The 25,298-nt window shown below is 64.0% G+C and carries 23 protein-coding genes and 1 pseudogene; 17 read left to right on the top strand and 7 right to left on the bottom strand.

Annotated elements, in window-relative coordinates; translation table 11 throughout:
• The first annotated feature begins 22 nt into the window (after positions 1-22).
• From G3N96_RS06955 to G3N96_RS06930, 6 genes are all read left to right on the top strand, one after another.
• Complete coding sequence (locus tag G3N96_RS06955) at positions 23-802, top strand: transporter substrate-binding domain-containing protein (protein ID WP_206136737.1); 780 nt, start codon at positions 23-25, stop codon at positions 800-802.
• A gap of 72 nt (positions 803-874) precedes the next feature.
• Positions 875-1,552 carry an ABC transporter permease subunit gene (locus G3N96_RS06950; RefSeq protein ID WP_206136736.1) on the top strand — a complete coding sequence of 226 codons (678 nt, stop codon included), beginning with the start codon at positions 875-877 and terminating at the stop codon, positions 1,550-1,552.
• Between the two features lie 13 nt (positions 1,553-1,565).
• Positions 1,566-2,261, top strand: coding sequence for an ABC transporter permease subunit (locus G3N96_RS06945; RefSeq protein ID WP_206136735.1), 696 nt, complete (start codon positions 1,566-1,568; stop codon positions 2,259-2,261).
• 44 nt (positions 2,262-2,305) lie between these two features.
• Positions 2,306-3,475 carry an aminotransferase class I/II-fold pyridoxal phosphate-dependent enzyme gene (locus G3N96_RS06940; protein WP_124671009.1) on the top strand — a complete coding sequence of 390 codons (1,170 nt, stop codon included), beginning with the start codon at positions 2,306-2,308 and terminating at the stop codon, positions 3,473-3,475.
• A gap of 104 nt (positions 3,476-3,579) precedes the next feature.
• The gene (locus G3N96_RS06935) at positions 3,580-4,521 is read left to right on the top strand and encodes a homocysteine S-methyltransferase family protein (RefSeq protein ID WP_206136734.1); all 942 of its coding nucleotides are present in this window, start codon (positions 3,580-3,582) and stop codon (positions 4,519-4,521) included.
• Positions 4,518-4,955 (top strand): Lrp/AsnC family transcriptional regulator, encoded by a 438-nt coding sequence (locus G3N96_RS06930; protein WP_206136733.1) that lies wholly within the window; start codon positions 4,518-4,520, stop codon positions 4,953-4,955. Before G3N96_RS06935 ends, G3N96_RS06930 begins: the two co-directional genes overlap by 4 nt.
• Positions 4,956-5,212: 257 nt before the next feature.
• Here G3N96_RS06930 and G3N96_RS06925 read toward each other — a convergent pair whose 3' ends face one another.
• Positions 5,213-5,626: a helix-turn-helix domain-containing protein gene (locus tag G3N96_RS06925; RefSeq protein WP_012366571.1), complete on the bottom strand. Its 414-nt coding sequence runs from the start codon at positions 5,624-5,626 to the stop codon at positions 5,213-5,215.
• Between the two features lie 93 nt (positions 5,627-5,719).
• On the opposite strand from G3N96_RS06925, the gene G3N96_RS06920 reads away from it, so the two are divergent.
• Positions 5,720-6,673 (top strand): aromatic alcohol reductase, encoded by a 954-nt coding sequence (locus G3N96_RS06920; RefSeq protein WP_206136732.1) that lies wholly within the window; start codon positions 5,720-5,722, stop codon positions 6,671-6,673.
• 554 nt (positions 6,674-7,227) lie between these two features.
• Here G3N96_RS06920 and G3N96_RS06915 read toward each other — a convergent pair.
• Positions 7,228-8,154 carry a LysR family transcriptional regulator gene (locus G3N96_RS06915; RefSeq protein ID WP_206136731.1) on the bottom strand — a complete coding sequence of 309 codons (927 nt, stop codon included), beginning with the start codon at positions 8,152-8,154 and terminating at the stop codon, positions 7,228-7,230.
• A gap of 304 nt (positions 8,155-8,458) precedes the next feature.
• Here G3N96_RS06915 and G3N96_RS06910 point away from each other — a divergent pair, with 304 nt between their 5' ends.
• The 10 genes from G3N96_RS06910 to G3N96_RS06865 all read left to right on the top strand — a co-directional run bounded on the left by G3N96_RS06910 (position 8,459) and on the right by G3N96_RS06865 (position 17,735).
• Positions 8,459-9,373, top strand: coding sequence for a transporter (locus G3N96_RS06910; protein ID WP_206136730.1), 915 nt, complete (start codon positions 8,459-8,461; stop codon positions 9,371-9,373).
• Between the two features lie 87 nt (positions 9,374-9,460).
• Complete coding sequence (locus G3N96_RS06905; protein ID WP_206136729.1) at positions 9,461-10,621, top strand: prolyl oligopeptidase family serine peptidase; 1,161 nt, start codon at positions 9,461-9,463, stop codon at positions 10,619-10,621.
• A 31-nt stretch (positions 10,622-10,652) separates the two neighbouring features.
• The gene (locus G3N96_RS06900) at positions 10,653-11,609 is read left to right on the top strand and encodes a VOC family protein (RefSeq protein ID WP_206136728.1); all 957 of its coding nucleotides are present in this window, start codon (positions 10,653-10,655) and stop codon (positions 11,607-11,609) included.
• Positions 11,610-11,628: 19 nt separating this feature from the next.
• Complete coding sequence (locus G3N96_RS06895) at positions 11,629-11,988, top strand: Rieske 2Fe-2S domain-containing protein (RefSeq protein WP_206136727.1); 360 nt, start codon at positions 11,629-11,631, stop codon at positions 11,986-11,988.
• Positions 11,989-12,023: 35 nt separating this feature from the next.
• The gene (locus G3N96_RS06890; RefSeq protein WP_206136726.1) at positions 12,024-13,154 is read left to right on the top strand and encodes an FAD-dependent oxidoreductase; all 1,131 of its coding nucleotides are present in this window, start codon (positions 12,024-12,026) and stop codon (positions 13,152-13,154) included.
• A 16-nt stretch (positions 13,155-13,170) separates the two neighbouring features.
• Positions 13,171-14,373 carry an MFS transporter gene (locus G3N96_RS06885; protein WP_206136725.1) on the top strand — a complete coding sequence of 401 codons (1,203 nt, stop codon included), beginning with the start codon at positions 13,171-13,173 and terminating at the stop codon, positions 14,371-14,373.
• 2 nt (positions 14,374-14,375) lie between these two features.
• Positions 14,376-15,191: a cyclase family protein gene (locus tag G3N96_RS06880; RefSeq protein WP_206136724.1), complete on the top strand. Its 816-nt coding sequence runs from the start codon at positions 14,376-14,378 to the stop codon at positions 15,189-15,191.
• Positions 15,188-15,784, top strand: a complete 597-nt coding sequence (locus G3N96_RS06875; RefSeq protein WP_206136761.1) for a cupin domain-containing protein — start codon at positions 15,188-15,190, stop codon at positions 15,782-15,784. The genes G3N96_RS06880 and G3N96_RS06875 overlap by 4 nt, the downstream gene beginning before the upstream one ends.
• Positions 15,781-16,788: a fumarylacetoacetate hydrolase family protein gene (locus tag G3N96_RS06870; protein ID WP_206136723.1), complete on the top strand. Its 1,008-nt coding sequence runs from the start codon at positions 15,781-15,783 to the stop codon at positions 16,786-16,788. The genes G3N96_RS06875 and G3N96_RS06870 overlap by 4 nt, the downstream gene beginning before the upstream one ends.
• Positions 16,785-17,735 (top strand): NAD-dependent epimerase/dehydratase family protein, encoded by a 951-nt coding sequence (locus G3N96_RS06865; protein WP_206136722.1) that lies wholly within the window; start codon positions 16,785-16,787, stop codon positions 17,733-17,735. The genes G3N96_RS06870 and G3N96_RS06865 overlap by 4 nt, the downstream gene beginning before the upstream one ends.
• A gap of 260 nt (positions 17,736-17,995) precedes the next feature.
• Here G3N96_RS06865 and G3N96_RS06860 read toward each other — a convergent pair whose 3' ends face one another.
• The 5 genes and pseudogenes from G3N96_RS06860 to G3N96_RS06840 all read right to left on the bottom strand — a co-directional run.
• Positions 17,996-19,459 carry a cytosine permease gene (locus G3N96_RS06860; RefSeq protein WP_241022522.1) on the bottom strand — a complete coding sequence of 488 codons (1,464 nt, stop codon included), beginning with the start codon at positions 19,457-19,459 and terminating at the stop codon, positions 17,996-17,998.
• A gap of 102 nt (positions 19,460-19,561) precedes the next feature.
• Complete coding sequence (locus tag G3N96_RS06855) at positions 19,562-21,223, bottom strand: FAD-dependent oxidoreductase (RefSeq protein ID WP_206136721.1); 1,662 nt, start codon at positions 21,221-21,223, stop codon at positions 19,562-19,564.
• Positions 21,224-21,284: 61 nt separating this feature from the next.
• Positions 21,285-23,786 carry a CoA transferase gene (locus tag G3N96_RS06850; RefSeq protein ID WP_206136720.1) on the bottom strand — a complete coding sequence of 834 codons (2,502 nt, stop codon included), beginning with the start codon at positions 23,784-23,786 and terminating at the stop codon, positions 21,285-21,287.
• 183 nt (positions 23,787-23,969) lie between these two features.
• Entirely contained in the window at positions 23,970-24,869 is a 900-nt protein-coding gene (locus G3N96_RS06845; protein WP_185733125.1) for a LysR substrate-binding domain-containing protein, read from the bottom strand.
• 168 nt (positions 24,870-25,037) lie between these two features.
• Positions 25,038-25,259: pseudogene (locus G3N96_RS06840) on the bottom strand (IS3 family transposase); the annotation flags it as partial.
• Positions 25,260-25,298 lie beyond the last annotated feature (39 nt).

Raw genomic sequence — 25,298 nt, 5'->3', positions numbered from 1 at the left:
AATGCCAACCGGAGGGGAAACCATGAAGAAGCTGCTTCAGTCGCTGTGCGTGGGCGCGGCACTGCTCGGATCGGTCGCGCACGCCGAGCAGGTCGTGCGCGTCGGCACGCTCGCCGATTACGCGCCGTTCGAATACAAGGATGCATCGGGCAAGCTGCAGGGCATGGAGATCGACATCGGCAAGAAGATGTGCGACACGATGAAGGTCAAGTGCCAGTGGGTGACGATGGATTTCGACGCGCTGATTCCGGCGCTCAAGGCGAAGCAGATCGATGCGGTGCTCGCGCAAATGTCGAAGACGCCGGAGCGCGAGCAGTCGGTGGATTTCACGCGAATCTTCACGACGGCACCGGTGCAGTTCGTCGCGAAGCGGGGCTCGGGTATCACGGATGGTGCGGCCACGCTGCGCGGCAAGACGATCGGCGTTCAGACCGCGTCGACCCACGAATCCTATCTGCGCCGCCGCCTGCCGGCGAGCAAGTCGGGGATCAACGTGAAGGTCTATCAAACGCTCGACGAGGCCTGGCTCGATCTTGAGGCAGGGCGCGTCGACGCCGTGCTTGCCGACAACACGGTCGCGTACGACTGGCTGACGAAGGCCGGCAGGAAGGAGGGCTTCGACTTCGTCGGCAAGCCGATCGCCGATGCGGAGATCTTCGGCGACGGCACGGCGATTGCGGTTCGCAAGGGCGACGCGCCGCTGAAGGCGATGTTCGACAAGGGGATCGCGCAGGTGCAGGCGGATGGCACGTTCGCCGCCGCCAACAAGCGTTATTTCCCGTTCAGCATCGCGCCGCAATAGCCGCGCATCGGGACCGCGCGGCCGCCGCACGGCGGCCTGCGCGATCCGGGCCTCACAAGGAGCGATATCACGATGGACATTCTGGTGAACTACGGCGCGCAGATCGCGGCGGGTGCGCTCGTCACGCTGGAACTCGCGCTCGCCGCGCTGTGCGTCGGCATGCTGCTCGGCGTCGCCGGCGCATCGGCAAAACTGTCGGACATGGGCTGGCTCAGGCACGCGACCTATGCGCTGACCAATTTCCTGCGCGGCATTCCCGAGTTCCTGATTCTGCTGATCTGCTATTTCGGGCTGTCGCATCTGCTCAACACGCAATTCGATGGTGCCTTCGCCGTGAGCCCTTTCTCGGCCGGCGTGATCGCACTCGCCGTGGTGTTCGGCGCTTATTCGTCGGAGATGTTCCGCGGCGCGTTCATCGCGGTGCCGGCCGGACAGATCGAGGCCGCGCGCGCGTACGGGATGACACGCCTGCAGACACTGTGGCACGTGCGCCTGCCGCAGGCGTGGCGCATCTGCCTGCCGAGCCTGAACAACATGTGGCAGAACTTGCTGAAGGACACGTCGCTGGTATCGATCGTCGGGCTCGAGGACATGCTGCGCAAGGCCAACATCGCCGCGCAGTTCACCAAGCAGCCATTCGTTTTCTATGTGACGGTCGGGATCGTCTACTTCGGCTTTCTCGCCGCTTCGAACCCCGTATTCGCCTGGCTCGAGCGCATCGCGGGCCGTGGTTATGCACAACGCACCTGACGAGGGCCATGCGATGAACGACTTCCTTTCCCTCATCGCGCAGTCCGGCCCGGACGTCGCGCGCGGTGTATGGATCACGTTGCAACTGCTGGTGCTGTCTTGCACGTTCGCGTTCGCGCTCGCGGTGCCGCTTGCCGTCGCGCGTGCGTCGGAGCGCCGGTGGCTGTCGGTACCGAGCCGCCTGTTCATGTCGGTGTTTCGCGGCACGCCGCTGCTGGTGCAGATTTTCGTGCTGTATTACGGGCTCGCGCAGTTCTCGATCGTGCGCGCGTCGCCGCTGTGGCTGCTGGTCGGTGGATCGTTCTCGTGCGCATTGTGCGCGCTGACGCTCAACCTCGCGGCCTATATGGCGGAAGATATCCGTGGCGGCATAGCCGGCGTGCCCGCCGGCGAGAAGGAAGCCGCGCTCGCGTTCGGGATGAGCCGCTTCATGCTGACGTGGTTCGTGGTCGTCCCGCGCGCGATCGGCATCGTCGCGCCGACGCTCGGCAACGAGATCGTGCTGCAGCTCAAGTCGACCGCGCTCGCCAGCACGATCACCGTGCTCGACCTGACCGGTGTCGCGCGGCGCATCTCCATCGAAACCTATACGACCGACGCACTGATGCTGGCGGGCATCGTGTACGTCGGTATCACGGCAGTGCTTTCGACCGTGCTCAAACGCGTCGAAGGGCAGCTGAATCGCCATCTGGGTAGCGTGCGTGCTTGACGGGCGCCGCATGAGCGCGACACAACGAACGATCCGAGGACGAAATGGGATACAAGCTTGAAACGCTGGCTCTGGCTGCGGACCGCGACGTGACCGACGAGAAGTCGGTCGCGCCGGCGATCCACTATTCGGCCGTGTTCAAGGCGGCCGGCAGCGAGGAATTCGCGGAGATGTCGAGCGTGCCGCAGCATCCGCGCAACTACACGCGCTACGGCAATCCGGTTCACGAGCGCGTGAAGGCGATCATGGCGGAGCTCGAGGGCACCGAGACCGCGCTCGTCACCGCGTCCGGCATGGGCGCGATCGCGACCGCGATCCTCAGTGTCGTGAAGGCCGGCGATCACGTGATCGGCCAGACGCGCCATTACATGAGCACGACGAAAATGCTCGACGATATGCTGCGCCGGTTCGGCGTCGAGGTGACATTCGTCGACCAGACCGACGCGGTCGCGTTCGATCGTGCGATCCGGCCGAACACGCGGCTGATCGTGCTGGAGTCTCCGGTCAATCCGCTGCTGCTGGTGACCGACATCGCCGCGGTGACCGAGGTCGCGAGGGCGCGCGGCATCCTGACACTCGCGGACAACACGTTCGCGTCGCCGGTCAACCAGCAGCCGCATCGGCTCGGTGTCGACATCGTCGTGCACAGCGCGACCAAGTATCTCGGCGGCCATCACGACCTGACCGGCGGCGTGATTTGCACGAGCCGCGTGCTCGCCGAGCAGATCTGGCATACGCACATCACGCTCGGCTCGGTGCTGTCGCCGATGGACGCGTGGCTGTTGCTGCGTGGGCTGCGCACGCTGCCGATGCGCGTCGAGCGGATCAATGCGAACGCCCAGGCGCTCGCCGAATTCCTCGAGGCGCACGCGAAGATCGTGCGTGTGTTCTATCCGGGCCTGCGCAGCCATCCGCAACATGAACTCGCATGCCGGCAGATGCGTGGCTTCGGCGGCGTGGTCGCGTTTGGCGTGCGGGGCGGCTATGGCGAAGCGCAGCGCTTCGTCGAGGCGCTGCGCTTGCCGCTGAATGCGGGCAATCTCGGCGGCGTCGATTCGCTCGCGATCCATACGGCATCCATGTGGGCGGGCACGATGTCGGCGGAGCAAATGCGCGCGGCCGACATCCCGCTCAACTTCATCCGTTATTCGGTCGGCATCGAGCATGTCGACGACCTGAAAGCCGATCTCGCGCAGGCGCTCGAGCAAATCTGACACGGACCGGCGCACGCGGTCGTTCGACCCATCGGGCGGGCTGCGCCGGCCTTTGAATCGATCCGGGCGCGAGCGGCCCGGATTGCAACGACGGAGCACGGACTATGCATGGCATCACGGTACTCGACGGCGGCATGGGGCGCGAACTGGCGCGGATGGGGGCGCCGTTCAGGCAGCCGGAATGGTCGGCGCTCGCGCTGATGGAAGCGCCGCATTACGTCGGCCTCGCGCACGACGCGTTCATCGCGGCGGGCGCCGACGTGATCACCGCGAACAGCTATGCGGTCGTGCCGTTCCATATTGGCGAGGAGCGGTTCCTTCGCGACGGTGTCGCGCTCGCGGCACTTGCCGGGCAACTCGCGCGGCAAGCCGCGGATCGCGCGGTGCGGCCGGTGCGCGTCGCAGGATCGCTTCCGCCGACCGGCGGTTCGTATCGGCCCGACCTGTTCGACGCGGCGCGTGCCGATGCGATTCTGGCGACGCTCGTCGATGGACTCGATCCGTACGTCGACCTGTGGCTGGCCGAGACGCAGAGCCTGACCGGCGAGATCGACGCGGTCCGTCGCGCGCTCGGTGCGAATCCGAAGCCGCTCTGGGTGTCGTTCACGCTGCGCGACGATGTCGGCGCCGACACGGGCGCCGGGCCGGTACTGCGATCGGGACAGGCACTCGACGAAGCCATCGACGCCGCCGTGTCCGCGCGTGCGAGGGCGCTGCTGTTCAACTGCAGCCAGCCGGAGGCGATGGGTGCGGCGATCGAGACAGTGCAGCGTACGCTCGCGGGAATGGGAGCGGGAGCGGCGTTGATGATCGGCGCGTATGCGAACGCCTTTCCACCGCAGCGCGCCGATGCGCGTGCGAACGAGGAACTCGACGCATTGCGCGGCGATATCGATCCGCCCGGCTATGCGAAATGGGCGGAGCAGTGGCTTGCGCTCGGTGCGCAGATCGTCGGCGGGTGTTGCGGAATCGGCCCCGGCCACATCGCGGCATTGCGCGACGCGGTCGATGCGCGCAATGCCGGGCACACCGGGTCCGGCCAATGAAGATCGATGGCCTGGACCAGAAGATCATCGACGCATTGTGTGCCGATGCGCGGATTCCGCTCGCGGTGCTGGCCGACAGGATTGGTTTGTCCAGGCAGGCGGTCCGGAACCGGATCGACCGGCTCGAAGCGCTGAAGATCATTGCAGGCTATACGGTGCGGCTCGCGTTGCCCGACGATGCCGCACCCGTGCGTGCCGTGATGCTCGTCTACCGCAAGGACCGGATGCGCGGCGCCGACGTGCTGGCCGCACTCGAGCGGATCGCCGAGGTGCGCGACTGCGCGGTTCTCAGCGGCGAGGTCGATTTGCTGGTGCAGATAGAGGCGGCCACGCATGAGCGCATCAGCGACATCTGGGCGACCATCAGCGCATTGGACGGCGTGCAGAACATGACGACCAGCTTCGTGCTCGACTCGGTCGTTCATAAGCGGTGACGGCCCGGCGTCGTGGATGAACGCCGGCCGGTGCCCCCTGGCATCTATACGGCTTGCGTCGATCACGACTCGCCGCCGCGCACAGATGTTGCGGGGCAGTGGCCTTGCCGTCGGCCCGCTGCCCGTCGAGTCTCGACGCTTCAGGCGCCGAGCATGGGCGTCGAGATGGCGACGCGGTCGCCATCAGCCGCTCACCCGGAGGCACCAATCCTTCTCCCCGTCAGGGACGTAGGGAATGCAAATCAACAACCGGCAAGCTACGAGTTCGCGTCGCGGTGCTGGCTGTCGAAACTCCGCCTCGCTTCCCGGAAGCGGTCCGCATTCTCGACGATCCAGGTCCACAGCGGGACCATGCGAACGAGCAGGTCCATGCCTGTATCGGATAATTCGTATTCGACTCTAGGGGGCACTTCTTCGAAATCGTGACGGAGCACCAGGCCGTCACGTTCGAGTTGTCGTAACGTACGCGTCAACATGCGCTGAGTCACCCCGTGCATGCGCTTGCCGATTTCGGCATGGCGCAGCCTGCCGTACACGCCGAGCGTGTGGACGACACCGAGCGACCAACGACTGCCGGCGTGTGCGAGCACCTCCCGCCGCAGCCCGTCATCATCGTCTCGCAGGCCGTCGCACACGGTCTGCGAATATTGGAGAAGTTCGTCTCGATCCAACTATCTGGCTCCCAGTATCACGCTTGTACCTTCTTTCATCCACGTCCATGTCCCGCTAGACTGCGTGCAACACATTCCTCAGTAGGCTAGACGATGAACCAGACAGATCTTAACGCTACGTCTCAAAACATTCTCGTGCTCGGTGCCGGCGAACTCGGCCTCCCGGTGCTGCGCAATCTTGCGCGTCGAGCGAAGGACATCGCAGGCGCGAAGATCAGCGTGCTGCTGCGCGCCAGCGCCGTCGAGTCCAGCGCCCCAGCCAAGCGGCATGATATCGCGGAGATTCGAGATCTCGGGATCGAGATCGTCGTAGGCGATCTCGTGAAGAGCTCCATCGATGAGCTCGCCGTCGTATTCGCGCGATATGACACGGTAATCGGTTGCGCGGGCTATGCAGCCGGAATCGACACGCCGATGAAGTTGGCGCGGGCTGCGTTGCAGGCGCGCATCCCGCGGTACTTTCCGTGGCAGTTCGGGGTCGATTTCGACGTGATCGGCCGCGGCAGTCCGCAGGACATCTTCGACGCACAGCTGGACGTGCGCGCGTTGCTGCGCAGTCAGCACGAGACCGAGTGGGTCATCATCTCGACCGGCATGTTCATGAGCTACCTGTTCGAGCCGGACTTCGGTGTCGTCGACTTGCAAAACGACGCCGTCCACGCGCTGGGTAGCCTCGACACCGCAGTGACGCTGACGACGCCCGATGATATCGGTGCGCTGACCGCCGCGATCGTGTTCGCGCAGCCCCGTATCCGGAACGAGATCGTGTATCTGGCCGGCGACACCGTGACTTACGGGGAGGTTGCCGACAAGCTGCAAGCGGGCCTCGGCCGGCCGTTCAGCCGTTCGGTGTGGAGCGAGCAGTATTTGCTGGATGAGCTGGCGCGCGACCCGAACAACATGATGCGCAAGTATCGTGCGGCTTTTGCTCAAGGGCGAGGTGTCGCATGGGACAAGCGTGGGACGTTCAACCAACGCCACGCCATTCCGGTCACCGACGTGGCATCTTGGATCAATGCAAACCTTGTTTCGGGCCGCGGCGAGTAAGCGCGAATCCGGCCATCCAGGCAAACCGTATCGAGGACCGTTCCCCCGAACACAAAGCCGACCTCGGCCGATGGGTGCGGGCCTCGGTATTCCGTACTGACTTCAGCCGAATTCTGGTCGGCGAAGTCGGTGTGTGAAAGCAATGTGGCAGCTGGCGGAAGTTGCATGTCGCCGGTCGCTGACGGCGCTGAGGATTGGGACGGGCTAGGGGCGTTGAGCGTCGTTCGCGGCGCTGCGGAACCGCCATTCGCGGTCGCGTGCCAATTCTGACGATGGACGCGTCAGCGACAAAGGCCTTGTTATCGTGATGGCACGATTGCCAGTTCGAGCTCGGGCCTCGAACAACGTGTGACCGCGACTACCGGTGCTGCAACGACGTCGCGCGGGAGTCGACACCGGTCTTCGCGGCACCGTGCTCGGCGACAACTTTAATGCGCGGCTCCCCAATCCTTGAATTCACAAGGTTTCGCGGCGCTTGGGTGGCTGTGAACCGGCGAAGTGACATCTTTGCTTCGCAAACGGTGACAACGTTCGTTTGGTCTACTTGAGCCGGCTCAGCGAGCGTCATGGCGCCCTTCGTCCATCTTCGCGACAGCCTCTTTCAGCAGCCCGCGCAACCAGGTGAGCCCCGGGTCTGAGGTCCGGTGCTTGTGCCATTGCATCGCCTGCTCCAACGTCGGGACCGGCACCGGTACCTCGCGCAGGACGATCGGCAGGCTGCGAGCGGCCTCTTCGGCGAGCCGCCGGTGCATGGTGGCGATCCGATTCGTGCCGACCAGCAGGTGGGCCGGCGACACGAAGCTGTATGTGCTCGCCTCGACGCGCCTCACAACGCCGAGCCGCTGCATGAACCAGTCTTCGAGCGCCGTCTGTGCGTCGCCGACCTGCACGACGACGTGCCCGGCCGCCATGTAGCGCTCGTTCGTCATCTCGCCTTGCGAGAGGGGGCTGCGGCTCCACATCACACAGCAGTAGGTTTCCTCGAGCAATACCTCGGCCGGATGCTCGGTCGAGCAATACTCCTTGGGGATGATCAGCAGATCCGCTTCACCGCGTTCCAGCACGCGGTGGGGATACGCGATTTGCGGGCGCAGCTCGAATCGGATGCCGGGTGCCGCCTTGTAAGCGAGCGCCAACAGGTGCGGCATGAGCGTCGTCATCGTGTAATCCGAAACGAACAGGCGGAACAGCCGGTTCGCGTGCTCCGGCACGAATTCGGGCTGAGCCGCCACCGTCGCGTCGACGCGCACAAGGATGTCGCGCACGGCGTCTTTGAGCGCCTCGGCGCGCGGCGTCGGCTCCATCTTGCGACCGACCTGCACGAGCAGTTCATCGTTGAAGAATTCCCGCAACCGCGAAAGCGCGTTGCTCATCGCCGACTGGCTCAGATGGATCTTTTCGGCCGCCCGGCTGATGTTCTGTTCGCTCAGGAGCGCGTCGAGTGCCACGAGCAAGTTGAGGTCGAGCTTGTTGAACCGCATGCGTGCTGTCTCCGTTTTCCTCTTCGCTACCGCGTGACTCGCCGTATGCAATATCAGGGTTTAACCTGAAAGTATTGACGCCGTCGATATCGGCAATGGATCGAATCCATTTTTAGGATACGTCGGCCTATCTTAACCTAGCCACATCTCGACGCGACGGCAGCCGACGCATCGCATCGGGAGGCTGGCGTCAGGGCATTTTCGGATCGATCGTACCGCTGTACCTCGGCCGTCTGCACCGCGCTTTCCACTATTAAAAGAGATGCCAGGCGGCGCAAACGCGCCTCCAGGAAGAGGAGACAGCATGTCCACGAAACTGATTGCAGCCGTTGTCGGTTGCGCCGTGTTGGCGACGGGTTCGATGAAAGATGCACGGGCGTTCGAAGGCGGCGTTTCACCGTATCCGGCCGGCGCGGTGGGGACGAACATCGCCAACCTGCCGCCGATTCCCGGCCTGTTCGCACTGGAACAGTTCAACTACAGCTTTGCGAACGGCCTCTATGGCAACGACGGCAAGAAACTGCCGATTCCGTTCCATACGTCGGTGTTTTCGGAAACCACGCGTCTGCTGGCGGCGTATCCGTTCCACCTGCTCGGCGCAAACGTCTATACGCAGCTGGTCATTCCCGTTGTGTCATTGCATAGCACCGTGTTCGGGCAGTCGAGCACGCAGAACGGCCTCTCCAACATCACGCTGACGCCTGTGTTGCTGCAATGGAATCTCTCGCCAAACCTGGCGATTGCGTCGGGCATCGACGTTGCATTCGAGACGGGTTCCTACAGCCCGGTCAAGTCGAGTGTCGCGGTGGGCTACACCTCGGTGCAGCCGGTGATCTCGATTCGCTACAACGTTCCCAACGGAATCGACGTCGCGCTCGCAAACCGATTCCTGCTCAATCTGAAGAACGGCACGACGGACTACAGCTCGGGCGACGGTTACGTCGCGGAGTTCAACGCAGGCTGGAACTTCGGCCCGTGGAAGCTCGGCGTGGTCGGCGCGTACCTGAACCAGTTCAGCGACGACAAGGCCGGCGGCGTGAGCGTGGGCAATCGCATGCGGACCTTCGGTATCGGTCCGTCGATCGTGTACGACGCGAGAAGCTGGAACGTCAACCTCAATTATCAGCACGGCATCTATGCCGCAAACACGGCCAAGAGCAGCAGCGTCTGGCTGAACATCGCGATCCCGTTGTGGGCCGGCTTCGGGCGCAAGGGCTGAGCACCGTGTCGCGCGCCGGACTGCGCGCGAGAGCCGGTCATCAGCGCCGTCATCGAGCAGTACGCAATTTCAATCAAGGCAATCAGCATGTTCCGATACTTTCCTACCAACTATGTCTGGAATCTGTCCGTCAATCTCGCCATCGAAATGGGCGCGCGCATCGGCGAAATCGAGGACATGTGCGGGCCGCTCCAGGAAGCGGCCAAACAGCCGGACGCTGACGGCACGCGTGCGTTTCGCGAAGCGTGGGTCGAGAAGGCCGATCGCCTTTGCGATCTTGCGCAAGACGACGAGGCCCAGGGGCGGCGGCTGTCGGCGGGCGAGAAGTACAAGCGTGCCGCGATCTATCTGATCACGGCGGAGCGTATGCTCGTGCACGATGCCCCGGGGCGCCTCGAGCTTTACCAACGCTCGCTCGATACGTTCGGCAATGGCATCGCACTCTCCGGCGACAACTGCGAGCGCGTCGCCATTCCGTACGGCGAAACGCATCTGTCCGGACTCCTGGTGAAAGCGAAGAGCGACGACGCGCGCAGTCCACTGCTCGTGCAGGTCAACGGGCTCGATTCGACCAAGGAAATGAAGTACTTCGTGGGCTTGCCGGCCTGGCTGGCCGCGCGCGGCGTGTCGTCGTTGATTGTCGACCAGCCCGGTACCGGCGAAGCGTTGCGGTTGCACGGCCTGAATGCGGTATACAACTCGGAAGTCTGGGCGAGCAAGATCGTCGACTGGCTCGAAGGCCGGGACGACGTCGATCCGAAGCGGATCGGCATGGAGGGCGTGTCGCTCGGCGGCTACTACTGCCCGCGCGCAGTCGCGTTCGAGCCGCGTTTCGCCTGCGGTGTGGTGTGGGGCGCCAACCACGACTGGCGCGACGTCCAGAAAAAACGCCTGCAGCGCGAAGGCAACTTCCCGGTGCCGCATTACTGGAAGCATGTCTGCTGGGTCTGGGGCGCGAAGGATATCGACGACTTCATGCGCATCGCCGAAGACGTGCATCTCGACGGCGTGCTCGATCGTATCAAGGTGCCGTTCCTCGTCACGCATGGTTCGCAGGATTCGCAGATCCCGGTCGCCTGGGCTCATCGCACGTACGAGCAACTCGTGAACAGCCCCAAGCGCGAGCTCAAGATCTTCACCGAGCGCGAAGGCGGCGTCCAGCACTCGAGCTTCGACAACTCGATCAACGCGGGGCACTTCATCGCCGACTGGATCGCCGAAACGCTCGGCGGTCGCACCTCGCTCTGACTCATTCACCCATCTCAAGCACGCACATCTCATGAATATCATCGGACCCGATACGCTGGTCTTCGGCGTGGACGACGTCGCCGCCTGCAGCCAATATCTGCTTGACTACGGGCTGCTGCCGGTGCGCAGCGACGACACCGGCGGCCGTTTCGAGGCACTCGACGGAACGGGCATCGACATCGCGCGCCGCGACGATCCGGCGTTGCCGCCTGCGCTCGGCACGGCAAGCATGCTGCGCAAGACGATTTACGGCGTCGCTGATGCCGCGACGATCGACGCAATCGCGGCGGAACTGCGCCGCGACCGCGAAGTGCGCACGCTCGCAGACGGATCGATCGAATCGCTCGACGACATGGGTTTTGCGATCGGCTTCCAGGTGACCAGGCGCCGTCCGCTCGCCTTGGCCGCCGAACCCGTGAATGCGCCGGGCGCGCCTGCGCAGCGCGCGCCGAACATCGTGGCCGTGAGCGACGACGCGGTACTGACTCCGCGCACGCTCTCGCACGTCGTCTACTTCGTGCCGGATGCCGCGAAGGCCGAAGCGTTCTATGTGGAGCGCCTCGGCTTTCGCTGCACCGACCGATTCACGGGCGTCGGGCCGTTTCTGCAGCCGGCCGGCACGCTCGACCATCACACGCTGTTCATGATTCAGACGCCGCCTTTCATGAAGGGTTGCGAGCATTTCACGTTCCATATGGGCGGACCGACCGAAGTGCTGCAGGCGGGCACGCGTTTCGTCGCGAAGGGCTACCAGTCGTTCTGGGGGCCGGGGCGTCATCGGTTCGGCTCGAACTGGTTCTGGTATTTCAACAGCCCGCTCGGCTGTCACGTGGAGTACGACGCCGACATGGATCTGCACGACGATGCATGGAACGCGCGCGAGGCGCCAATGGGCGCCGACGCGTCGCAACTGTTCTTGTTCCAGCATCGCGACAAGTGGGTGCCGGGCGGTCCTCCGCCGGGGGCGGCCGCGGCGAAGTCGGATTGACGGCGGGAATCGTTTCGTCATGTCCGAGACATATCCCGATCGCATTCGTCTCGCAAACGTCGACGATCTGCCCGATCCCGGCGCGCGCGGCTTCGATCCCGATGGGCGGGGGCACGACACGCTTTTTGTCGTGCGGTACGGCGCGCAGGTTCGTGCGTATCGCGATGCGTGTCCGCACTTTTTCGGCGAAACGCAGATGGCCTGGCGCAAGGATGCCTATCTGAACGGCGACGGCACCCGAATAGTCTGCCACGCGCACGGGGCGCAGTTCGACATCGCAAACGGTGAGTGCGTACTCGGCCCGTGCCTCGGTCAGCGGCTGACACCCGTCGAGATCGACGTGACGGACGACGGCACCGTCGTGCTGATCGCGACATGACACACCCACACCAGACATAACAAGGAGACGTCCAGATGGCAGCCCCTCTTCAACACGTCCTCGTCATAGGCGGCGGATTTTCCGGTATGGCGACGGCGATCCAGTGCGCGAAGCTCGGCCTCACTGTCGACCTCGTCGAGATCGACCCGGGCTGGCGTTCGTACGGCGCCGGCATCAGCATTGGCGGGCCCACGTTGCGCGCGCTGCGCACGATCGGCGTGCTCGACGCCTTCTTCGAACGCGGTCACGGCGGCGACGGCGTGAATCTGTACACGGCCGGCGGCCAGTCGATCGGCACGCTGCCGACTCCGCGAGTGGCCGGCGAGGACGTTCCTGGCGGCGGCGCGATCATGCGCCCGGTGCTGGCCGATATTCTCGCCAAGGCGACACGCGCCGCAGGCGTGCGCGTGAAACTCGGCTGCACCTTCTCGCGGATCGAGCCGCGCGGCGAACAAGTGGACGTGGCGTTCACGGACGGCACGCACGGTACCTACGACCTCGTGGTTGGAGCGGACGGCCTCTACTCGAAAGTGCGCGCCGCTACGTTTCCCGATGCGCCGAAGCCGCGCTATACCGGCCAGGGCGTGTGGCGCGCCGTGGTGCCGCGACCGGCGGAGATCGCTTGCGCGACGATGTGGCTGGGGCACCGGATCAAGGCGGGTGTCAATCCGGTCTCCCGGGAGGAAATGTACGTGTTCGTCACCGAGGACAGGCCGACCAACGACTACATCGATCCCGCCGAATGGCCGCGCATGCTGTCCGAGTTGCTGGCCATGTTCGACGTGCCGCTGATCCGGTCCATCCGCGCGCAGATCGGCGCCGAATCGCGCGTCAACTACCGTCCGCTGGAAAGCCTGCTGCTGCCGGCGCCCTGGTTCAGCTCACGGGTGGTGCTCGTCGGTGATGCAGTGCACGCGACCACGCCGCATATGGCGGCGGGCGCGGGCATCGGCATCGAGGACTCGATCGTGCTTGCCGAAGAGCTGGGGCGCGGTGCGACGGTGGAGGCTGCCTTGCAGGCATTCCAGGCGCGTCGTTGGGAGCGCTGCCGCATGGTGGTGGAAAACTCCGGGCGGCTTGGCGAGATCGAGATTGGCGGCGGCGACAAGGAGGAACACCGGCGCATCATGCACGAGACGCATATGAGTCTCGCGCGGCCTATCTGACGCAAGCGGAGGCACGATGGAGACGAACCTTTCCCCCACGACGCCGGCACCTGCCGACCTTTCGATATCGACCGACACGACGCGGCTTGGCGCGTTCGGCACCGTTGCGTTGATGCTCGCGCATTGCGCCGGCATGGTCGATCTGGTGGCCTTGCCGGTTTGGGTCGGCACGTTGATCGGTGCGTATCGGCTCGATCCCCAGAAGGCGGGCCTGCTCGCCACGCTGTTCCTGGCCGGTGCCGTGCTGAGCAGCGTCTTTTTCTCGCCGCGCTTGAATCGCCTGCCGGCGCGCGTGATGTCGACCGTCGGCTTCGGCATCGCGGCGGGCGCGTTCGTCGGCATCACGTCCGTGCCGGTTGATCGCTACCTGATGTTGGCGACCCTGCATGCCGTCGCGGGCGTCGCTGTCGGATGCGGCCTGAGCTTCACGCACGGCACCGTCGGGCGCAGCCGCAATCCGCATCGTTTGTTCGCGATCTCCGGCCTCGCGCTCGGCATCTTCGCGATCGCGTTTCTCGGCATCGTGCCGGGACTGATCGCAACGCATGGCGGCCCGATGCTGTTTCACGTTTTTGCGAGCGTGATGGGCGTTGCCGCGATCGCATGCGCGCTCGCGTTTCCGTCGCGTCAAGCGCGCGGCAGCGCGGCAACCGGCGGCGAGCCTCGCTTCGAGCGTGTCGTCTGGTTCGGCATGGCAGGCGTCGGCTGCATGGCGCTGACGCAGTCGATGCTGTTCAGTTTTGTCCAGCGTATCGGCCTCGATCGCGGGTTCGGTTTGAGTGCCGTGATCGCGACGCTGATCGCGCTCGGCTTCGTCAACCTGTTTCCCGCTCCCGTCGCGGGACTGCTCGAAACGCGCGTGCCGGGCCGCAAGGTCGTGCAGGCGGGCCCCGTTGTGCAGGCCGCGCTGGCGCTGGTCATCACGCAAAGCGCGGCGTTCGTGCCGTACGCGGCGGCCACCTCGGTCTTTGCTGCCGTGATGATCTTCACCCACACCTTCGCATTCGGCATGCTGGCGCGCATCGACCGCACCGGTCGCGCCGTTGCCGCCACGCCGGCGATGCTGATGACGGGCGCCGCCATCGGCCCGGTGCTCGGCGGCACGCTCGTCAAGCAGTCCGGCTACGGCAGCCTCGGGTTCGCTGCAGTGCTGATCGCTGCCGCTGCGGCGATCTGCTTCTCACGGCTCGACCGCCATCCCCAATCTCAAGGAGTCTGAACATGAAGGCCGTTCGACGGTTTGTCGATCTATCCATCTATCTCGAGAACGACGTTCTCTCTGATCCGCCGCCGCTCGCGCCGAGGATCAGCTATCAGAAGCACGGCGACACGCTGCCCGAATTCATGGCGATGCTGCCGGGTACAAAACCCGAGGACTATCCCGATGGTGAAGCCGCCGCCGCGGAGTGGGTCACGCTGACGACCCACAGCGGCACGCATCTCGACGCGCCCTGGCATTTCCACTCGACGATGGATGCGAGCCTGGGTGAGGCCCGACCGTCCATCACGATCGATCAGGTGCCGCTGGAATGGTGCTTCCAACCGGGCGTGAAGCTCGATTTCCGGCACTTTCCGGACGGCTACGTCGCGACGGCGGCCGACGTCGAGGCGGAACTCGCGCGCATCGGCCATGAACTGCAGCCTCTCGATATCGTCGTCGTGAACACGCGGGCCGGATCGCGCTACGGGCACGACGACTACGTCAATGCGGGCTGCGGCATGGGCTACGAAGCGACCATGTACCTGTTGGAGCGTGGCGTGCGCTTGACCGGCACGGATGCATGGAGCTGGGATGCACCTTTTTCCTATACCGCGAAAAAGATCGCGGAAACGGGCGACACGTCGCTGATTTGGGAAGGGCACAAGGCGGGGCGCGATATCGGCTATTGCCATCTGGAGAAGCTGCACAACCTCACGGCCTTGCCGCCGACCGGCTTCACGATCAGTTGCTTCCCGCACAAGATTCGCGGTGCGTCGGCAGGGTGGACGCGCGCCGTCGCGATTTTCGACGACACCGACGTGGAGGCAGCAGCATGAGCTTTCCAGCGATTCGTCGCGTGGTGACCGGACACGATGCCGACGGTCGGGCAGTCGTCGCATCCGACGGTCGTCTGCCGACCGTGGTGGAAATCGCCGCGATTCCCGGCACCGTATTCCACGAAGTGTGGAGCACGTCGTCGAGCCCCGCTATGGTCGACAACGGCGCCGATCCCACGGTTGGCGCGCTCGTGCTGCCGCCGCCGAAGCACGGCACCCGTATGCGCTTCGTCGACATTCCGCCCGACACTCCGGAATTTCTCGCGCACGGTGCGGTGAACATGCACGATGCGTTCAGCCAGATCGGCGACGCAGCAGCGTCGACGGTGAAGGCCGGCTCGCCGCATCCGCTGATGCATCGCACCGAGTCGATCGACTACGGCGTGGTGATCGAAGGTGAAATGACCTTGATCCTCGACGACGCCGAAGTCGCACTGGCGCCTGGCAACGTGGTGATTCAGCGGGGAACCAACCATGCTTGGGCGAATCGCTCGGGCCGTCCATGCCGGATGCTGTTCGTTCTGATCGATGGTACCTACGATCCGGCGATTGCCGCCGTGCTCGACACGCCCGCACACGGAGGCGCACGATGAAATTCGCCACCTTGCCCGATGGCGGCGCCGATGGCCGCTTGCTGCTCGTGTCGCGCGACCTGCGCCATGCCGTCGAAGCTGCACCGATCGCAACGACACTGGCTGATGTGCTCGATCGTTGGGACGTGCTCGCAACCGGCTTGCAGGCGCGTTACGACGCGTTGAACGCCGGCAGCGTGCCCGAGGCGCGCCCGTTCCATCCGGCCGCATGCGCTGCGCCCTTGCCGCGCAGTTCGCAGTGGTGCGACGGCTCGGCGTTTCTGAATCACGGCCGCCTGATGGAGCAGGCGTTCAATACTCCGCCGATTCCGGAGTTCGATACGGTGCCGGTCATGTACCAGGGCGCCAGCGACGATTTCCTCGGCCCGGCCAGCGACGTGCCCTTGCCCGAAGAGGCCGACGGCATCGACTTCGAAGGCGAATTCGGTGTGGTGGTGGGGCACGTGCCGATGGGCGTATCGGCCGCCGGTGCGCTGCGCTGCATCCGCCTGATCGTGCAGCTCAACGACTGGAGCCTGCGGGCGTTCGGCCCGCGCGAAATGAAGACGGGCTTTGGTTTCCTGCAGGCCAAGCCCTCTACGAGCTTTGCACCGGTTGCCGTCACGCCCGACGAACTCGGCGAGCACTGGCGCGACGGCCGCGTGCATCTGAGCTTGCACGTCGAATGGAACGACCGCTGGTTCGGTCATCCGCATGGACGCGAGATGAACTTCAGCTTCGGTGAACTCGTCGCGCATGCGGCCCGCACGCGCCGCCTGTCGGCGGGGACGATCGTCGGGTCCGGCACGGTGTCGAATGCCGATCGCAACGCGGGCTCGGCGTGCGTCGCCGAGCGCCGCGTGATCGAAATGATCGACGAGGGGGCCGCGCGCACGCGGTTCATGCGCTTTGGCGACCGGGTCAGGATGACGGCGCGCGATGACGCCGGCAACGCACCGTTCGGCACGATCGATCAACGGGTCGTGCGCGCGCCGCGCGCCGACGACGCGGAGGCTCGGCCATGAGAGTGCTGGTGACCGGGGCGGGCGGATTTGTCGGAACGGCGTTGGTCGAACGGCTGCTGCGCGACGGTATCGCGGAGCCCGGCGATGTGTCGGAACTGTTGTTGGTCGACCGGCAAGCGGAGTGGCCGTACGACGATGCGCGAATCACGGCACGGGTCGGCGATTTCAGCAGCCCGGAGATTCTCGAGCCGCAGCTGTCGAAACCTGTCGACGTCGTCTTTCATCTGGCGAGCATGCCCGGTTCGCAGGCGGAAGCCGAACCGGCTGAAGGCGACCGGGTGAATCTGTCGGGGATGCTGGCGCTGTTCGAGCGCCTGGCGAAGCAAGCGACGGAGCAGGGGCGTGCGGCGCGCGTCGTCTATGCCAGCAGCGTTGCGGTGTTGGGCGAGTCGTTACCCCCGTCCGTGGACGAGCACACCCTGCCGCGCCCGACGATGAGCTACGGCGTGCACAAGCTGGTTGGCGAGCTGATCCTGGCCGACTGGACGCGACGCGGCAAGCTGGATGGCCGTGCGTTGCGCCTGCCGGGCATCGTGGCTCGTCCGGCGCTTTCTGCGGGACATGGGTCCGCGTTCATGAGCCAGATCTTCCGCGCGGCGCAGAGCGGCCAGTCTTATACGTGTCCCGTTTCGCCTTCGGCCACCGTGTGGTGGATGTCCCGCAGATGCTGTGTCGACAACCTGCTGCACGCCGGACGCGTGTCCGCAGAGGGGTTGCACGCCGGCCGAGTCTGGACGCCCCCAGTGCTGCATCTGTCGGTTCAAGAGATCGTCGATGCGTTGGTCCGGCGGTTCGGCTCGTTCGACATCGACTACGCTCCGGTGGAGCGGATCGAGCGGCTTTTCGGACGACAACCGCCGCTGACCGATCGCCGTGCCATCGAGGCGGGATTTCGGCACGACGGTACGATCGACGCGCTTGTCACGCATGCGCTCGAGCGCGCGTGAGTTCCAGCACTAAACTCGTCATCGTGATCCGTTCAGTTTCAGCCATCGCAGCCTCCGGCGCCGGACACTCGGCGGCCGGACAGCGTGCGCGGCCCGAAAGTGGGCGGCGGAGTTCTTTGGACTGGATCATGTCGTTAACCCGGGTCGAGTTCGACACCGTTGGATAAACGCCCAGGATGCAAGCCGGACATCAGCCATTACCTGATGCGGCCGACGAAGATTGTCGGCCGTTCATGCTGTCGGCAGGATGTCAAAGCCGACTAGGTGCGGGACTCCAGGCCGAGGTCGGCTTCGCGAGCACGACGGCGGTCGGCATCACAGTCGAGTGATCTGCAGGCCATCCAGTACACAACGGACGATACGATCAGGCCGATCACCATGCCGATGTCGATGTTGCCCAACAACCTTGCGAAGGGCCCGACGTAGAAGCCCGTCGAGGAGAACGGCAGCATTGCGGCGAAACCGATGAAATATGCGCTCAAGCCGCGCCAGTTCCAGCGTCCGTACATGCCGCGCGGATTGAAAATCTCACGGACGGAATACTCGGTCTTGCGAACGAAATAGAAATCGACGAGATTAATCGCGGTCCAGGGGGTGAAGAGATAGAGCAGGATGCCGAGGAAATCACCGAACCTCGTCATGAAGTTGCCCGACGCGGCCAAGGCAATGCCGGTGGCGACGATCGCGACGAATGCGAGGCTGAAGAAGCGGGCTCGAACGGTCGGTTTCGACGGTTTCAACGAATCCGCGATGCTGAGCAGCGTCAGCGATGCGCCGTAGAAGTTCAAGCTCGTCATCGTGACCAGGGTGGCGAGCGACAACACAAGCGTCAGGGCACCAAGCCCCGGAAAGATCGAATCGCCGACCATCTTGACAGCTGCACCAATATCGAGCTTCGAATGAACCGCAGCGGCCGCCGTGCCAATCAGCATCATCCATGCGCCACCAATGAACGCTCCGAGGTATGTCCACCAGAACGAGGTACGCACCCGGACGTTGGCCGGCATGTAGCGTGAGTAGTCGGAGACGTAGATCGCCCAGCTCAACTGGTAAGCCGCGGCCGCGAAGAATTGCATGAAGAAAGGCACCGCGCGGAATTCGTGAACACTAAACTGCGTTGCGTCGAAGTGAACCGTGAGGACGATGCCAACCGACAGGACCGACAACACGATAGTCATCATCACGGCAAGCCACTGTTGGGCTTGATGAATCCAGTCATGGCCCAAGAAGGCGACGGCGAGCGACAGCACCGTAAATGCGATCAAGCCCGCCTTGGCATCGACATGCAGCAACTGGTGGACCGAGTCGCCGGCAAGAACCTGGTTGAACGCGTTGTAACCGACGTAGGTGACCAGGGCGACGACCCAGACCAGTAACGCGCCCATGTACCCGAACTGCGGACGCGACTGAATCATTTGAGGGAGCCCGAGCTGCGGCCCCTGCGTCGAATGAAACGCCATGAAGAAGGTGCCGAATGCCGCGCCCAGGACGGCTGCGATCGCTGTCCACAGCAAATTCGCGCCCATCGCGCCGCCGAGCGCACCGACCGCCAATGTCGCGATCTGGGTGGATCCCGAGAACCAGATCGTACCGAGTTGCCAAATCTTGCCGTGGCGCTCCTCATGCGGAACGTAGTCGATCGAGCGACGCTCGACGCCAAAGCGTGACTTGGTCTGCTCCGTGGCGACGGACGCACTGCTTTGTTGCATCGTTCTCTGCTGCATCGTTGTCTCCTGATTTTTTCGTTGTGACCGGTACTTCCGACGCGTCGTCCGGTCAGGCGTGACGCATCGATCCTGTGCGCTTGCTACTCGCTGGCCGCGTGCTCATGGCGGAGCGTTTCGGGATTGCGGCGGCCGGGCCCAATCCTCTCGGATCAGGTCGCTCGCGTGTTCGGCGATCATCAAGGTCGGCGAGTTCGTGTTGCCGGACGTGATGGTGGGCATGATCGACGCATCGGCGATGCGAAGACCCGGTACGCCGATCACGCGCAGTCGCGAATCGACAACGGCTTCCGCGTCGTCCACGCACCCCATCCGACAGGTTCCGACCGGATGGAAGATCGTCGTGCCGATGTCGCCTGCTGCTTGACGGAGTTCGTCCTCGCTCTGGAACACGACACCGGGCAGGATTTCGCGCGGCTTGAAAGGCGCCATGGCGGGTGCCGCCACGATACGTCGCGTGAGGCGTAAAGCATTGGCCGCAACCGAGCGATCCAATTCGGTCGACAGATAGTTCGGAGCAATGCGGGGCGGTGCGAACGGGTCCGCGGATACCGCATGAATGCTGCCTCGGGAGGTGGGCCGCAACTGGCATACCGATGCCGTGATCGCGTCGAACTTGTGCAGGGGCTCGCCGAAGCGGTCGAGCGACAGAGGCTGCACGTGGTACTGAACATCTGGCCGAATCTTCCCGCGGTTCGGATCCACCGAGGTGAAAATGCCGAGCTGCGACGGCGCCATCGCCATCGGGCCGCTGCGCGTCGCCGCGTACTCCATGCCGATCCGCAGCTTTCCCCACCACGATGCACTGAGCGTATTGAGTGTCTTCGCACCGTCGATGCGAAACACCATGCGGAGTTGCAGATGATCCTGGAGATTTTCGCCGACGCCTCGACGCGCGACCCGCACCGGGACGCCGAGCGCGCCCAGGCGATCCGGATCGCCGATGCCGGACAGCTCGAGCAGCTTCGGTGAGTTGACCGCGCCGGCACACGAGATGACCTCCCGATTCGCCGTGGCAAGCATGGGTTCGTCGCCGACCCGCACGTCGACTCCGACACATCGCGCTCCGTCGAATCGAAGGCGTTCGGTCTGCGCGAGGGTGACGATGGTCAGGTTGCGGCGAGCGGCGGCGGGTCTCAGAAACGCCTTGGCTGCGTTCCAGCGAATGCCGCGTCGCTGGTTCACATCGAAGTAACCGACACCGTTGTTGTCGCCGCCATTGAAGTCCTGCGTTGCAGGGATGCCGATCTGTTGTGCGGCCTGCGAGAAAACTTCGAGAATCGGCCAGTTCAGACGCTGTCTTTCGACCCGCCATGGCCCCCCGCTTCCGTGCAGATCGCTTGCGCCGCCGTGGTAGTCTTCGCTGCGCCGGAACAGAGGCAACACCGAATTCCACCGCCAGCCCGCATCGTCGGTAAGACGGGCCCATTCATCGTAGTCTTCCCGTTGGCCGCGCATGTAGATCATGCCGTTGATCGACGAACAGCCCCCCAGCACGCGACCACGCGGGTAACCGAGGGCGCGGCCGTTCAGCCCCGCTTCGCGTTCCGTGCGGAAACGCCAGTCCGTGCGCGGGTTGTCGATGCAGTAGAGGTAGCCGACCGGCACGTGAATCCAGTGATAGTCATCCTTGCCGCCTGCCTCCAGCAGGAGAACCGATATTCGAGGGTCCTCGCTGAGTCGGCTGGCCAGCGCGCATCCCGCCGTGCCAGCGCCTATCACGATGTAATCGAATGCTCCGAGGGACTTTCGATGATGTGTCATTTCATTTCGTATGACTGAATAATTTGAATCCGTGATACAGAGCTAGGAAGATCGCCGTGTGTCACCGCGGCAGGTAGTCGTCGGACCAGCTGACGCCAATCGCGCGCTGGTCTATCAGCGAGTCGATGCGGCCTTCCGTGTAGCCGAGCGAGCGCATGATGGCGCGCGTCGAGGCACCGAATTTTTCGGCGGGTGACAGTGCGCGGATAGCCGCAGAAGCGGGCCGTACTGCGATGGGATCGAGTTGCGTGACTCGATGGCCGCTGGGATGCGAATCGAACACGCTGAACGCGTAGCTGCCCAGATCGATGCCGGGGCGACCGTCGGCAGGGCGGCTGGCCTCGCGGCGAATGTTCTCGAGGTTGTCCGGCACGGCCGCGGCCACATTCGCCGCTTGCAGCCGGTTCTGCCACAGCGCGGCGGGAGCCGACGCAATGGCGCGTGTGAGAAACGCAATCGGGGTCTCGGAAGCTGCAATGCCGCGCAGTCCCTCAACGTGATCGAGCTTGCCGAACTCGTGCGGCCCGGTATGGATGTAAAGCCACCCATCGGCAGCGCGGAAGAAGCGGGACAGCGGGCCGAACCCGGTCGCGTCGCGGCCCGAGGGCTCGTCGAACGGTACGCGGCCCGAGTAGTCGTAGCAATATGGAATCTGCACGAGGTTGCCGAGCGCCGCCAGAGACGTGCGTGCGCGTCCACCCTGGCCAGTCCGCGCCTTGCGGTACAGTGCGGCAGCAACACCGAGCGCGGCAGCAAAGCCGCACATCACATCGATGGTGCCGACATGCGCGTGTTCTTCTGGCGTCGCCATGCCGCCGCCGAACCTGACCATGATGCCCGTGCAGGCCTGGATCAAGTCGTCGTAGCCCAGATAGTCGGTTCGGGGGCCGCGTCGGGGACCGCCGAAGCAATCGAGCTGACAGAACACGACGCCCGGGTTGAGTTCCCTCAGGCTGGCGTCGTCGAGGCCAAGTGGAGCGAGCTGCCGATCGGGGGCGTTCATGACGATCACGTCGACCGAGCGTGCGAGCTGACGGAACACCTCCTTGCCGTCGTCGTTGTTCAGATCGACGAGGATGCTTCGTTTTCCGCGACCGGACGACATCCCGAACACCACTGTGTTCCAAGGGTCGTAATTCGGCGCCACGGGGTCGAGTTTGATCACGTCGGCGCCGAAGCGTCCGAGGAACGAGGTGGAATGCGGGCCGGCAATGACGTTCGTCAGGTCGAGAATCTTCACGCCTTCCAGCCATCCCTGGCCAGGTTCGCCGGCGGCAGCGGCGGGTTTTGCGCGTGGCGACGCGGCGAGCACGGCAATGGCCTCGCTCGCCGTGACCGCGCAGCGCGGTGCAGGGGGCAGCATCTCGTCGACGCTGTCCTCGAGCCACGCGATGGGGCCCGGCTGCTTCATCGAGCCGAATTCCGGATCGTAGGCAGTCACCACCAGTCCCGAGGCATTCGCATGCTCGTCGTGCAGCCATTCCTTGGTGGTGCGATGGGGCGCGCCGGGGAAGCCGCCTTCACCGAAGATGCGCTCCCATTCGGCAGCCGTCTTCGTCAGGAATACCTCTTTCATGCGCGCCGAAATACGGCTGGCCCAATGGGCCGGCAGCGGATACACACCGAGCGAGGCATCGGCTTCCCATTCATCGACGGGCCGATAGCAATCGGCAACGGCTGGCAGTCCGGCCGCGACCATTTCATCGTAAATGCCCATCGCCTGCAGGCAGCGCTTCGCATGGGCATTGTGCGACGGACACACGGCGTAGAATTTTCGGCCATCGGCGCAGTCGTACGTGCGATAGAACGGGTCGAGATATTCCTGTAGCGCTTCGTACGACAGATCCATGGATTGCCCGCTGGCCCGCCGGCGTTCCACCTCCTTCTCGCGAAGCGTCTTGTAGCGCTCCGGATAGCCGTCGATCCTGATGGAGTTGTAGGACAGCCCTTCGAGCACGGCCGACGACAGCGGCACTTCGATCTGATCGCCATGGCCGGTGCGCTCGCGCGCCTGAAGCGCGAGCACGACCGACGAGACGCCAAGCATGGTGCCGTACGACGAAGCGAGCGGCAGGGGCGAGAAACTCGGGTTGATGCCCATCAGCACGCGGTTCTGGCCCATGTCGGTAAAGACACCGGAAGCCGACGCAATGATGGGTTCGAATGCTCGCCATTCGCGCCGCAGCTCGTCGTTGCTCGCAAAGCCCGGCAACGACAGCGTGATGAGTTCGGGTCGGGCAGCTCGCAGCGCGGTGAAATCGATGCCCAGGCGAGCGAGTACGCCGGGCCGGAAATTCTCGATTACGATGTCGGCGCGCTCGATCATCGCGAGCGCGTGCTCGACGCCGTCGGCTGTTTTGAGGTCCAGTTTGACGGTGAGCTTGTTCCGGTTCAGCACTGCATTGGCAGGGCTCTCCCAAAGCGGGCCGTTCGGTGGATCGATGTGAATGACCTTCGCACCGAGATCGGCGAGGATCATGGCGACCGCCGGTCCCGCGATGTACTGACCGAAGTCGATGACGTTCACACCATGCAGTGGTCGTTTGTCTTGTGCTGCTTTCATGCTGTCTCGCCTCCAGCGCAGCGGCGCGCGGCCGTCTGCATTTTTTATCGCGTTCCTTCATCGCGTTATCCGCATCGCCGACGCGGATAACGTTCCCGGAGCGAACTTTCGATCAAGGCGGGAAGGCGGTAAAGCGATAAAAAAAGCGGCGATGGGGCGTTTTTTTTTATGGCTGCGGCGGCGTCAAGACGGATTGCCGGTTGCTGCGGCAACGAGCCAGTCGACAAACGCCTTCGCATTAGGGTTAACGATCGCGTGTGGGGAATAGACGAGCCAGAAGGCTTCCTGGGTTGGAAGGTGCGGCAGGAGCGGCGCGATCAGTTGGCCATTTGCAAGCATTTGCTCGACCAGGGACGAGCGGGCGAGCGCGACGCCCTGACCGAGTTCGGCAGCCTTGAGGGCCGAAATCAGCGTGTCGAAGTAAATGCCGCGCGATGAGTCGACCTTGGCTGCGCCGGCCTTGCGTAGCCAGTAACCCCAACCTTCCTCGTAACCGAGTACGTGCAGAAGTTCGTGACCGGCGAGATCTCTTGGGCGTTCGAGCGGTTGCGATGCGGAGGGTAGATTCGGCGAACAGACGGGCACGAGCTCGTCGTACGTGAGTCGCTCGGCGCGTAGCCCGGCCCATTTGCCGTGGCCGTGGCGAATTTCTAGATCGGCTTCGACATCCGTCACGCAGCTGTCGCCTCCCCAGATGTTGCTCGTGATCCGCAGATTGATGTCCGGGCGCAGCCGACGGAATTCGGGCATTCTCGACGCCAGCCATTGTGTGTAGAACACCAGGCTGACGCGTACTGTCAGCACGCGCAGATTGACTTGACCGAAGATTTCGTCCGTCGCGATAGCGAGGCGCTCGATCGCTTCGTGAACGACTGGGAGATAGGCCAGACCCGCTTCCGTCATTTCGATGCCGCGGGGGAGCCGACGAAACAGGGCGGCGCCGAGTTGCGATTCGAGGCCTTTGACCTGCTGGCTCACGGCGGCCTGCGTGAGATTCAGTTCGTTTGCTGCGTGCGTGAAACTCAAATGCCGTGCGGAAGATTCAAATGCGCGCAACCAGTTCAGCGGTGGCAGTCTTTTCATCGAGTACCCGTGTAGTGAGCAGGGGCACGGTCGAGTGACGCCCTCTCGTCCAAGTCTATCACTCGAAAACGATTGCTCAACGGCCTGTACGAGGCAGAGCTGTTCGCCCAACCGCGTATCCGAAACGAGATCGTGTATCCAGCCGGCGACACCGTGACTTGCGGCGAGGTTGACGTAATGCTCGAGTGCTACGTTCTTTTGTTCTTCGGAGTACTTCGGCTTTTTGCGAACATACCCCCTCTGCAGATCGCCACTCTTCTCGAATTCCTTACACCATGCCTTGAGAGAATTCTTCGTCGGGTAACCCAACTGGCGAATGGTTGCCTTGCTGCGCTACCTGAGTTCCAGGTGCAACTCGACCGCCCGAACGCGTTCTTGGTATGAATACATGGACTACCTCCAAAGTAGTCCACGATTTTGTCCGCATCC

The sequence above is a fragment of the Burkholderia sp. Se-20373 genome, assembly GCF_017104705.1.
GTDB lineage: Bacteria > Pseudomonadota > Gammaproteobacteria > Burkholderiales > Burkholderiaceae > Burkholderia.
The sequence above is the reverse complement of the archived record's forward strand: the minus strand, read 5'-3'. Positions and strand labels throughout refer to the sequence as shown.

Bases quoted from the DNA above. Each gene is read 5' to 3' on its own strand.
- G3N96_RS06955 (WP_206136737.1), top strand. From the start codon at position 23: ATGAAGAAGCTGCTTCAGTCGCTGTGCGTGGGCGCGGCACTGCTCGGA.
- G3N96_RS06950 (WP_206136736.1), top strand. From the start codon at position 875: ATGGACATTCTGGTGAACTACGGCGCGCAGATCGCGGCGGGTGCGCTC.
- G3N96_RS06945 (WP_206136735.1), top strand. From the start codon at position 1,566: ATGAACGACTTCCTTTCCCTCATCGCGCAGTCCGGCCCGGACGTCGCG.
- G3N96_RS06940 (WP_124671009.1), top strand. From the start codon at position 2,306: ATGGGATACAAGCTTGAAACGCTGGCTCTGGCTGCGGACCGCGACGTG.
- G3N96_RS06935 (WP_206136734.1), top strand. From the start codon at position 3,580: ATGCATGGCATCACGGTACTCGACGGCGGCATGGGGCGCGAACTGGCG.
- G3N96_RS06930 (WP_206136733.1), top strand. From the start codon at position 4,518: ATGAAGATCGATGGCCTGGACCAGAAGATCATCGACGCATTGTGTGCC.
- G3N96_RS06920 (WP_206136732.1), top strand. From the start codon at position 5,720: ATGAACCAGACAGATCTTAACGCTACGTCTCAAAACATTCTCGTGCTC.
- G3N96_RS06915 (WP_206136731.1), bottom strand. From the start codon at position 8,154: ATGCGGTTCAACAAGCTCGACCTCAACTTGCTCGTGGCACTCGACGCG.
- G3N96_RS06910 (WP_206136730.1), top strand. From the start codon at position 8,459: ATGTCCACGAAACTGATTGCAGCCGTTGTCGGTTGCGCCGTGTTGGCG.
- G3N96_RS06905 (WP_206136729.1), top strand. From the start codon at position 9,461: ATGTTCCGATACTTTCCTACCAACTATGTCTGGAATCTGTCCGTCAAT.
- G3N96_RS06900 (WP_206136728.1), top strand. From the start codon at position 10,653: ATGAATATCATCGGACCCGATACGCTGGTCTTCGGCGTGGACGACGTC.
- G3N96_RS06895 (WP_206136727.1), top strand. From the start codon at position 11,629: ATGTCCGAGACATATCCCGATCGCATTCGTCTCGCAAACGTCGACGAT.
- G3N96_RS06890 (WP_206136726.1), top strand. From the start codon at position 12,024: ATGGCAGCCCCTCTTCAACACGTCCTCGTCATAGGCGGCGGATTTTCC.
- G3N96_RS06885 (WP_206136725.1), top strand. From the start codon at position 13,171: ATGGAGACGAACCTTTCCCCCACGACGCCGGCACCTGCCGACCTTTCG.
- G3N96_RS06880 (WP_206136724.1), top strand. From the start codon at position 14,376: ATGAAGGCCGTTCGACGGTTTGTCGATCTATCCATCTATCTCGAGAAC.
- G3N96_RS06875 (WP_206136761.1), top strand. From the start codon at position 15,188: ATGAGCTTTCCAGCGATTCGTCGCGTGGTGACCGGACACGATGCCGAC.
- G3N96_RS06870 (WP_206136723.1), top strand. From the start codon at position 15,781: ATGAAATTCGCCACCTTGCCCGATGGCGGCGCCGATGGCCGCTTGCTG.
- G3N96_RS06865 (WP_206136722.1), top strand. From the start codon at position 16,785: ATGAGAGTGCTGGTGACCGGGGCGGGCGGATTTGTCGGAACGGCGTTG.
- G3N96_RS06860 (WP_241022522.1), bottom strand. From the start codon at position 19,459: ATGCAGCAGAGAACGATGCAACAAAGCAGTGCGTCCGTCGCCACGGAG.
- G3N96_RS06855 (WP_206136721.1), bottom strand. From the start codon at position 21,223: ATGACACATCATCGAAAGTCCCTCGGAGCATTCGATTACATCGTGATA.
- G3N96_RS06850 (WP_206136720.1), bottom strand. From the start codon at position 23,786: ATGAAAGCAGCACAAGACAAACGACCACTGCATGGTGTGAACGTCATC.
- G3N96_RS06845 (WP_185733125.1), bottom strand. From the start codon at position 24,869: ATGAAAAGACTGCCACCGCTGAACTGGTTGCGCGCATTTGAATCTTCC.